We start from the raw sequence: 11,821 nt of genomic DNA on the forward strand, positions 1-11,821 counted from the left end.
TCCCCCGCAAAGGGTGCATGTCCCCGAAAAGCAACAAGGGGTGGACCTGCCACCCCCTGTTCCGCGATTTTAGGCAAGTCTATGTTTCTGAATAGAAAAGATCGGAAACACTGGCCGTTTCAACGTCACCGGTAATTCCCGTGACATTGATAAACAGGTCTTCGGCACCATTCACTGTGCCATCACCATTATCGACAATCAGATAGGTTCCAGCAGCATCTCCTCCGCCTGAAACCTCTACAAACATCGCGGCCCCATCTCCCTGCAAGGTCAATCCTTCAAAGGCCGTCGACAGATCAAAACCCTGATCCGACGAATTGGTGATCGAACTATTCACCGATATGCTGGTCGGAACGGTGTGATCCCCGCCCAGGGCGGACAAATCAAATTTGTCTTCGCCAATGACAAAGTCGGTAATCACGTCCAGCATCGCCGACGTGCTGTCCGAAACAGCACTTGCTGTGCCATCAATGCCGTTATCCAGGGTTGAACCGGCCTGATAGGCATTAATCGAATGGCCGGTTATTTCTTCGTCTGACGCCACAAACAACGTGTGTTCATCTTCCAGACCAACCGTATAGCCATAGGATTTCAGGGTGTCGGCAAAGCGCGAAACGATGTCGGTTAAACTGTCCGAACCATGCACCGGTTGGGTGATGGTGAAATCGTCAATCACCAGAACAAAAGTTCCATGATCCTGCAAAGGCTGACTTGCGTTGGCAAAATCATAAAAATCAAACAAAACGGCGTCAAATGTGTCGTTCTCGCCTTGTGCCGGATCGACATAATCCGCATTTGGCCCCAGATCGCCAAGGAATGTTGCATCCATGGTGAAATCGGAATCATCTTCCTTGCTAACAAACTCGATGGTTCCGCCATCAACAGTAATGGTGTCAAAGAAGGTCGCATCCGGGTCGCCGTCGCTTTTGGCAAAGGCTGCATCCTGTGCCCTGATTTCATCGGCCAGTGCCTTAATGCTGGCCGCAGCGTCGTTTTCAACAACCGGCGCTGAAAGATAATTCGTCTCAACCTCGCCAGTACCCGTGGTAATAACAAGGGTAACAGACAGGAACGAACCTGCGACATAATCCGCATTGTCTGTCGACAATGTTAAAGTGCCAGTTTGTGCATTATTGGTATCGGCCGCAATATCGACATTAAAGCTGTCACCGGCATTTGTTTCGACAAAAACCGAACCGCTATCGGCACGAATGGTGCCGGAATTGTCAAAGTCTATCGATTGTCCCTGTGGCACGTGAATAAACAGACGGTCGGCCTCGTGGTTTGAATCACCGTCGGTATCAATTGCGGCGGCATCAATAACGTCAGCGTTTGCATCCTCATCATATGCAATTTCTGCCTTGGCAGAAATTTGTGCCGCCAGTTGGAAAATCAATCCGCCCGGTGTATCGCCGTCGCTCATTTGAACCTGGAAAACCTCGTTTCCAATCGTTAACCGCAGGAAATCTCCGGGTTGCGGTGTGGTGGTATCGGTAAAGCTGAAAGCAAACAAATCTTCAGAATCTGGCTGGGTTCCGTATGCGGTGCCCTGGGAATAAGTATTGGCATCAATCGCAACGCTTTCGCCTACCCCGGCAATTTGCAAGACGCCATCCTGCACCCGCGCATGATAGTCGTGTCCGCTGTCATTATTAATCACACTGGCAAGGTCAGAAAGAACACTCTCGATAGATGTTTCGTTTTCATCTGCCCGTGCGCCATAGGCATATCCGTCAATCACAATCTCGAAATAGTCCCCCTGCGTCGGCGTATAGTTGGGATATTCAACTGTTACGGCGTCTCCGCCCAGGCGCATTTCAAAAATATCATTCCCGTCGCCGCCGGTGATGGTATCGGCACCAATACCGCCCATCAGCACATCGTCACCGCCGTTACCCATCAGGACGTCGTTGCCGTCACCACCTTCCAGGGTGTCATTGCCCTCACCCCCAATCATGGTGTCGTTGCCGGTAAACCCGCCATAATCACCGTCCACGGGATCATTCTGGATTTCACCTTCAACAATCAGGCTTTGCGACGATGTCAGTTCTGAACCATCAATGACCACGCCATTGGTCATGGCCACATCATTATCGTTGTCATCGCTAACACGGCTAACAACCGAAATATCGCCAAGCGTGCCGTCGCCATTTTCATCGGCAGTAGAGACAAGCTGAGAACCGATCTTAAGAATGTTCCCAGCCTCGTCGGCACGCAATTCAATACGGTCAATATTGGTAATGATCACATTACCATCCGCAAGCGACTGATCCGTCAGGTCAAAACTGCCCGCTTTTGTCAGCAACAAACGGTCATTTGTTGCGGCTTCCAACGTACCGTCAATCATCAATCCGGCGGCCAGAACAGCCGTCGTCAGATAAAACCGGTCACGGCCCGTGCCCCCGATCAGGGTATCGGCCCCGCCGCTATAATAAATGCGGTCATCACCGGCACCGCCATTAATGGTGTCACTCCCCAGCCCGCCACGAATACGGTCGTCACCCGAAAATCCGCCATATTCAAGGTCAGTTTCATCATCAATCAGGATTTCACCCTGAAAATGAATGGAATAATTCGCCGACAAGGCACTTGCATCAACGATAACGCCCGCAGTAATGGGAACATCCGTTTCGGTGTCACCATCTTCGACGAATGCCCGCGATACAATCTGGATATCACCCAGGGTTCCGTCGCCGTTGGCATCAGCCGTCGAGACCATGCCGTCGCCTAACGCCAGCGCATAGCCTGAAGCATTTTCACGCATTTCGATACGGTCAATCTGGGCAATTGTGATGTCGCGCGTTTCCAGAGTGTCGTCGGTGAAATCAAAATCACCGTGCGCGCTCAGGATCAGGCGGTCCTTGGTATCGGCTTCAGCGGCACCTGCCTGCTCATTTTCGAGGTCATATTCCCCGCCGAAAATAACCGTACCGTCTTCAAGTTCCGATGCACTGTCGAGATAAAGACGGTCGGTTCCCAGCCCGCCAATCATTGTGTCGACACCTGTTCCACCATGCAACCTGTCGGATCCGGCACCGCCATTCAAAACATCGTCGCCACCATTACCGTTAAGGCGGTCATCGCCATCACCCGCCATAATGAAGTCACCGCCAGCACCGCCCCAGATGGTGTCGTCACCACTAAAGCCGCCATAGGTTTCGTCACCGGTTGCCGCATCGTTCAGGCCAACGTGAACTTCACCATCGAATTGCAGGGAATCTGTCTCGTCGAGAGACGATCCATCAACAAAAATGCCATTAGTGATGGGGGACGCCGTCAGGCCGATTTGACTTTCGTTATCGACATAAACCCGGCTGGTGATGCGAATGTCTCCGCCGGTGCCATCGCTGTTTGAATCGGCATTAATGGCCAGATCATGCCCAAGAACGATCTTGAAGTCTTCGACATCCATTGCCACATCGATGCGGTCAATATTCGTGACGTCTGCCGTCGTGAAATCGACTGTGTCGCCCGTTTCCAGATCAAGGATCAGGCGATCACTTGAAACGTCATTGGCTTCGCTCGACGACCCGCCATTACCGTCAATCACACTTCCGGCAAGGCCCGACACATCGGTCAGATAAATGCGGTCTTGACCCGCGCCACCAATCAGGGTGTTAACGCCCGCACCACCATAAAGCCGGTCGTTACCCTCGCCACCGTTCAGGTAATCGTTGCCGTCGTTGCCATACAACCGGTCATTCCCGCCCCCGGCATTAAGGGTATCGCCCCCTGCGCCGCCATAAACGGTGTCGTCGCCGTTAAATCCACCGAGGGTTTCATATACTTCGCCCTGGCCTTCCACTTCAACCAGATCAACATGAACCTCGCCGTCAAATAACAGAGAATCACCGGCCTCCAGCGTGCTGGCGTCAACAATTATGCCCTGAGTAATCGGATCGGATGTAAGACCAAAACCGCTATCATTATCTGTATAAACCCGGCTGTTAATGCGAATATCGCCAAGGTTATCATCCTGGTTGTTGTCCGCCGATGCTGCCAGAACGTGATCAATTGTCAGGGTGACACCAGCGATATCCATGCCAACATCAATGCGATCAATGCCGGTAAGCGTCAGGTTATCACCGGTAAGATCTACCGAAATCGGGTCGTCGCTTGCGTCAAGCTGAAGCACCAACCGGTCCGCACCCGTGCTGCCTACCGATGTTCCATCCCCGTGAATCGTCAGGCTTCCGGCAAGGTCAGCAGTGGTATTAAGGAAGAAGCGATCATTACCGTCGCCACCAACCAGATAATCGCCATTACCTTCAATAAAGATACGGTCATCACCCGCGCCGCCAATAACGGTGTCGGCACCATCACCGCCAATCAGCGTATCGTCGCCGTCGGCCCCCATAAGGGTATCATTACCGGTCCCGCCGATAAGAGTATCATCGCCAGCACCACCAGTAACCGTGTCGTTGCCCATGAAACCGCCATAGGTTTCATCCCCGTCAACCGCACGTTCGCCATCAAAATACAGATGGTTGCTTCCGGTCAGGCCCGATGCATCAACCGTGATGCCGTTTTGCATCCCGACATCAAGGTCATTGCTGTCATGAATGCGTGAAACGATGCGAATGTCGCCTGGCGTCTCGTCATTATTCGCATCCGACGTTGCGGCAAGCTGATCCCCAATGATCACGGTCTGTCCGGCAACGTCATTGTTCATGTCGATCCGGTCAACACCATCAAACGACATACCGCTGGCTGTAAAATCAAAGCTGTCATTAGCTTCGCCGTGCAGGACCACGCGGTCCTTGCTACCTTCATCACCGTCGGTTCCGGTAATGGAAAGGCCGCTTACCAAATGATCCGCTTCAAGATGGAACCTGTCATCGCCGGTTCCGCCGATCATGGTATCGGCACCGCCATTTCCATAAAAACGACCGCCTTCATCGCCGTTTGTCAGTATGTCAGCTGCGGCAGAACCATAAATGGTTCCGTCAACAAGTTCACCAATCGAAACACCTGCAACATCGGTCGGGAAGCTGGTTGAAAAGTTATCATTATAGGTTTGCAATGCCTGATAGCCGACTTCGTCGAAAACACCATTACTGTCAAACAGTCCGTCTAGCAGATCCCCCAAAGTTGCATTTGATGCTGCCTGAATTTTGATCGCTGAAATCATCAGGTTCATCGCGTCAATGCTGGAAACATCCTGCATTTGCTGTTCGCTTGGCATCAGTTCCGCAAGGGTACTCACCGTATTTACAAGTAATTCGGCAACTTCGCTAAAGACGTCTTGCAGTGTTACGCCAGTGGCAACTGTCTCGGATCCGTCAAAATTTTCCGCACCAACCAGCGCATTGCCAACGCTTTGAATAAGGTTGCCCAGCACAGTGCTGTCGGTCCAGTCGACACTGGCGCCATTTGCATTGCCAATTGCAACAGCGATCTGCGCCAATACCGCATCGGAAATTTCGGCAAGGCTGAAATCATTTTCACCTGCCGAAAGAACCGGCTGAAGGGCTTCGGCAAGCTGCGCCGAAATGGTTAGCATTTCCGCAGCCGCAATTTGTAGTGTGGCCGCATTAACGGCATCAACCGCACTTGAACTGCCAGAAGCCACAACCGCAACCGGGTCAATGGTTAAAACATTGGCGCCCGATAGTGCCGATGCATCCAGCCCCAACCCGGCAATCAAATCACTTTGGGCATCAGCTGCATCGGTCGAAATATTTCCTGCGACCAAATGATGCATAACTGCGGTCAGCGACGTTACCACGGTGGCATTCTCGCCAACAAAAACCGACAACGCACCATCAAATGCCTGCCCCGTCGTCATGTCCGTACCGCCCGTCACCCGGACGGAAACATTCTCGGGCAGTATCCCGGTGAACTGATAACCTTCAATGCTGTAATGGCCATTTTCATCGGTCGTCCAGGTCTGGGTCCCTACCTGGTTACCATCGCCATCCACCAGCATCACGGTTGCACCAACCAGATACCCGTCTAGGACCGTGCCGCTTTCGTTGTAGGTTATGCTGGACTGATATTCGACATCGCCACTAAGGCCTGTGTCATCAATCGTCGTGCCTTCGGGCAGGGCAACAACAACGTTGCCTTCGCCTGTCGCACTAAAGTCCACGGTCAAGCCGTCTACGTCTGCGGCCTGAATAAAGGCATTATTCGGCCCGGTAACAACCACTTCGTCAATACTGCCGAGGTCAAGGTCGCTTAGGGTCACGTCACCATTTGTTGTATCAATCACCAGGCGCACCGTCCCGCCAGACAGGTAGGAGAAATCATATGCCCCATCCGCCGTGATCGTAACGTCGACATTGCCCGTCGCAACGATTTCAACGATCTTGCCCGATACATCGCTATATGTCAGAGCAACGTCAGATTGATCACTACTTGTAACCGTGATTGAAATTGTGCCGGTTTCTGTGGTCAGTTTCGCAAGATCACTGCCAACAGATGCACTGCTGGCATCCGTCAGGGCAATATTGCCCGTGCCGGTCGCAGCCAGCCCACCCAGATCGCCCAGTGCCTCTTCGGTGATGGAAAGGTCCTGATTGGCAACCGCCGCAACACTGATAACGCCAGTGCCAACCGTCAGGTTATCCAGCACGGCCGAAACATCGCCTGATACCTCGGTAATGGTGATGTTGCCCGCCCCGGTCGCTGTAATACTGCCATAGGTCGCGGCATCCGCCTGGGTCAGGCTAAGGTTTTCACCGTCGGCAGCAACAACGTTGATATTGCCCGCACCTACTGTAATTTTGGCACTGTCAGCAGCCAATGAGGCCGCGGTTACGTCGGTCAGTGTCACATTGCCAGCACCACTAACTGTAAAGCTGTTGATGCCGGCTAGTTCTGTTTCGCTGATCGAAAAACTTTGGTCCGCCGCTGCGCTTAAGGCCAAACCACCCGTCGCCGTCAGCTTGCCAAAATCGACTGCAAAGTCTGCTGCCGTCAGATCGCTAACCGTAATTGTCGCGCCATCTGCCGCATTCAGGGCAGCAAGATCGTCAAGTTGCGATTTGGTAACACTCAGGTTTTCACCCGTTGCGCCATTAACGGTAATCGACCCGTTATCAATGGCCGAAATTTTCGCCAGATCGCTGGTTAGAACCGCAGCTGTAACATCGTTTAAAACAATATTACCGCCACCAGTTGCCTGAAGCGTCGTCACTTCGGCAAGGGCTGTTTCTGTTATGGTAAAACTTTCACCTGTCGCACCGGTAATGGCAAAATTACCGTTTGCAACCGTAATTGCGGCAAGGTCCGACGCCAGCGTTGCGGCTGTTACCCCGGTCAAAGTAACCCCGCCTGTACCGGTTACATTCAGGGCGGCAATGTTGCCAAGGTCACTTTGGGTCAGCGTAAAGGTTTCATCCACCGCACCATTCAGTGTCAAATCGCCATCAACCGTTATTTTGGCCAAATCCGCGCTCAGTGCGCCGCCCGTTGCGTCATTGATGGTCAGGTTGCCGCCGTCTGTTGTTGTCAGCTGGGCAATATTTGCGATGTCGGATTGCGTAATAATAATGTTTTCGCCCGATGCCGCCTGAATGGCAATTTCGCCACTGCCAACGGTCAATTTCGCCAGGTCAGCCGACAAAACGGCATTCGTTACACCTGTAAGTGTGATGTCACCGGCCCCCGTGGCCGCCAGGCCGGATAATGTTGCCAGTACGGTTTCACTAATCGTGAAGCTTTCATCCGTCGCACCGGAAACTGAAATTGAACCATCCGCAACACTTAGCTTGGCAAGGTCGGCATCAAAGGCCGCACTGGTCGCGTCACTAAACGTAATGGTGCCAGTGCCAGTAGCCGTAAAATGGCCCAGCGTATCAAGCACGGTCTTATCGAGCGCAAAGTTTTCATCGCTTGCGCCTTCAACCGAAATACTGCCTGCTTGTACTGAAACCTTTTGCATATCACCGGCAAAACCAACCGCAGTAACCCCGGTTACTGTAATATCGCCCGTCCCTGCACCGGAAACACTGGCAAGACCATCGAGCTGGTTTTGCGTAACCGCAAGGTTTTCATCGCCCGCCCCGGTAATCGCAATCGAACCGCTAACCACCGATAGTTTGCCAAGGTCGGCTGCCAGGTTGGCGTTAGTAACACCTGATAACGCAATAGCGCCGGTGCCAGCGGCACTAAATGCCACCAGTTTATCCAGCTGGGTTTCCGTCAGGGTAAAGGCCTCGTCATCGGCACCTGTCACCGAAATTGCCCCGGCATCGACAACGCTTAATTTTGCCAGATCCGCCGCCAAATCCGCATTGGTTGCACCTTGAAAACCAATCGTGCCATCGCCTGTCGCTTCCAGTGCTGCCACATTATCAAGCAGGGATTTGGCGATTACAAAGTCTTCACCATCCGCCCCTTGCAAGGACAAGGCACCATCGATACTCAACTTGCCAACATCACCCGACAGGTCGGCCGCTGTTACACCGCTCAGGGCAAGATTGCCCGAAACCGTTGTAAACTGGGCCAGTTGATCAAGAAATGCCTTGGTAATTTCAAAACTTTGCCCGCTTGCCCCCGAAATGGAAATTTTTTCACTTCCGGCATGTAATTTGGCAAAATCGGCCACAAGTGCCGCACTGGTTGCCTCACTATACGCAGCAATCGTGCCTGTTCCGCTTACGGTCAGGCTGGCAATCTGATCAAGCTGCGTCTTGGTCAGGGCAATGTTTTCATCCGTTGCCGCTTCAAAAGAAATGCTGGAACCACTGGCCACGGTCAATTTCTCCAAAATGGCCGATATATCATCTGCACCATCAAGGCTTGTCAGGGTAATTGTGCCAGTCCCCGTCGTCGTTAACGATGCAAGATTTTCCAGCTGATCATCGGTAATCGAGAAATTACCGTTTATCACTCCGGTAACATTGATCGCAACGGTATGGCCGGAAATATCGAGTTTGGCCAAATCGGCCTGCAAGGCGGCACTGGTGGCCCCGCCAAAATTGATAATGCCGTTATCAACATTGAAATCAAGCGCCGACAAACGATTTAACAGCGCCTTGGACAAGGCAAGGCTTGCGCCGTCGCTATCGGTTATTTCGGCCGAAATTCCGGTACTGGCTGCCGTGGTCACCTTTGCGACCGACGACGCCAGATTGGCAACCGTTGCCCCCGTTAAGGTAACCGTGCCAGTCCCCGTTGTCGTCAAACTATACAAAGACGCCAAAGACTGCGCACCACTTGCCGCGATGGTAAAACTGACATCCGTATCCCCAACAACAGCAATACGATTGTTACTGCCAATATCGGTAATATCTTCAGCCAGATTATAGAAATTTGTGTTGCCCGCACTCAGGTCCGAAATACCCGTCACACGGAAGGTAAATGTTCCCGTGATCGTATTAACCGGGTCGCCTTGCTGCTCGTCTCCGGTTGGAATAAACGCACGCAGGATATCATAGGAACCAACAATCGTTGTCCGGGCATCTGTCGCTGCGGTCAGGGTTGTGACGACACCAAAATCATTAATAATCACCGGGCGTCCAACCCCGGATAAATTAAGCGATGTCACAACATTGGCGTCAGGAATGGTCAATGTTCCACCGGCGTAAACCACCGACCCGCCGCCATTTTCATCCAGTGTCAACGTTATATTGCCCGATGTCGGCAGGTTCGACAGCGACAACACCCCTTGCTCCGTCACAGAAGCAGTAAAGGAGCCAACCCCGCCATTGCTTAGCGATACATTTTCCGCTTTGGCCGATTGTGCGGCCTGATCAAACTCCGATGCGGCCTGCGACAAATCCCCCGATGCGGCACCATCACTAATGGCATTTGCCGCTTCACCCTGTGCAACATATTGGCTTTTAACCACATCATTTATCGACGTTGCGTTACCAACATTGGTATTACTTGCTGAAATTATCGAGGCGGCATCATTGGCGATGGTCGTGCTAACCCCGGCAGACTGCAACACTGTGTTTAGCGCGGCACTGTCCAGGGTTACAGGTGCGGCGGCACCCTTGATCTGCGCGGCAAGGGCCGTTGCCACCATATCGATCGCCGAGGATGAGTTTCCTTCCGCCCCCGACCCTGTAAGGGCCTTGGCCCCCATCGTCATAATATTGGCAACCTGAACGCCCGCCTTGAACAAGGCCTGGTTACTTGTGGCGACCGGATCAACCGCCTTTAAATCTTCGGTCAGATTAAAGGCTGCCTTGACTGCGGAAAGCGCATCTTCCTCACTTTCGCCATCGTCAATCAGCTTTTGCACAAGTGTTGTCAGCGGCGTGACCACGCTGGAACCCCCTGGAGCCGTCAATGTCCCTTCAAACGCCAGGCCAGTGCTGATATCGGTACCCCCCGTGATCTTGATGGCACCACTGCCGGTCAGGCCGGTAAAGTTGCCATTGGCATCGGTTGTAACCGTATTACCCGATCCATCAACACGCGACACAGTGGCGCCAGAAATGTAACCATCGACAACCTTGCCGCCAGATCCACCACCAAACACACCCCCCAGTCCACCGCCACCACCACCGCAAGCAGCCAAAGGTAAAATCAGGGTAGAAATAATGCCGATCTTCAGGTTGGCATTATATTTCTTCTGCCAATCGGCAATAAATTCCAGAAATGCCTGCCGTCCCTGGGGAATTTGGATCTCACGTGCTTCCAGCTCATCAAATCGGTCTAATCCGACATCCTGATGCGCAACCCGAACCGACGGTAAAAAATGGCCCGCCAGAAATGCGGCACTGGTATCACGATCAATCGCATTAGCAAGACCGCCAACGACTGTATCCGCAGACGCGACAATGCTATTCATGTTTGATATCATGCTGAGCTTTCCCGTTTAAACCCAAGAAGGCAAATTCACTGCCCTGCTTGCAAGTGTCCCAAAGTATTGCATTATGCTCTGATCGGATTTTCGCCTATCCGGTCAAACCCACCCTTATCGCGATTAATAATTTCAAATATTTTTGACTTAAAAATTGTTCATTTTCACTATCCCACCCCAAAGCATAGAATCGGAAAACTATCCTTATGTGTCATTAATTTCAGATGTAATGCTTATCAAAATGATATGTTACATCGTCGTTATTCAGCACTTTCATCGATGTCACTTTTTTACTTTAAAAGTTCCGAATGCGTTTGTGCTGACAACAGGGTAATTTTCGTCTTATAAATTGTTAGAAACAATCTATGGAAAACCATAGGTAGGCAATTTTACCGGAATGACAGGAATGGCCCTTCAGCTAAATAACGATCTTTTTGATCTGTTAAATGCACTGGACAATGCGCTGTCTGTGCCAGACGCATGGCAAGCGGGGCTGGATTTTTTCAAAAAATATGGAGGTAATCAAATTACCTATACCCATGAAAGACAGGATGGCAGCATCGTCTTTCTCACCACCCTTCCAGACTGGTGGATGATCTATTATCTCGAAAATGACTATGCCAGCCTGGACCCGTTCATTGATGTCGGACGCGCTTATTTCAAACCAACCCGATTTGATACCAGATCGGTTAATCTGCCAATTTCCCTCTCTGGGCCCGCCGCTCAGATGCTTCAGGAATTTGCCGAAACAGGCTCGAGTAGCGGATTTGTCATTCCAACAATGGCCCCCTCTACCCTGAAAATCAGTGGCTTCAACATTGCAAATACAATGGAAAAGCAGGAATTTTCGCAATTTTATAACGACAAGGAAAACGCCCTTGTCCTTGCTGCGCATGCCGTGCATCAACGCTGTCAGGAACTTGATCCTCAATTATCCCGAACGGACGTCCATCTAGCCCCGAAAAAGAACACTTCCTATCCCCTTCTCAGCCCACGAGAACGGGAATGTCTGCTTTGGCTATGCAAAGGAATGCGCAATGACGCCATTGCCGACCGCAT

At 51.8% G+C, this 11,821-nt stretch carries 2 protein-coding genes; one reads left to right on the forward strand and one right to left on the reverse strand.

Features of this window, described 5'->3' with window-relative positions:
• Positions 1-79 precede the first annotated feature (79 nt).
• Positions 80-10,750, reverse strand: coding sequence for a beta strand repeat-containing protein (locus TMES_RS21285; RefSeq protein ID WP_158091289.1), 10,671 nt, complete (start codon positions 10,748-10,750; stop codon positions 80-82).
• 418 nt (positions 10,751-11,168) lie between these two features.
• Between TMES_RS21285 and TMES_RS21290 the strand changes: the two genes are divergently transcribed.
• A partial coding sequence (locus TMES_RS21290; RefSeq protein ID WP_211275983.1) for an autoinducer binding domain-containing protein occupies positions 11,169-11,821 on the forward strand: 653 nt, incomplete at its 3' end.

This window comes from Thalassospira mesophila (assembly GCF_002115755.1).
In the GTDB taxonomy this organism is placed as follows: domain Bacteria; phylum Pseudomonadota; class Alphaproteobacteria; order Rhodospirillales; family Thalassospiraceae; genus Thalassospira; species Thalassospira mesophila.

What these genes read in the sequence shown, in the direction of transcription:
- TMES_RS21285 (WP_158091289.1), bottom strand. Translation starts at nt 10,750, where the DNA reads ATGAATAGCATTGTCGCGTCTGCGGATACAGTCGTTGGCGGTCTTGCT.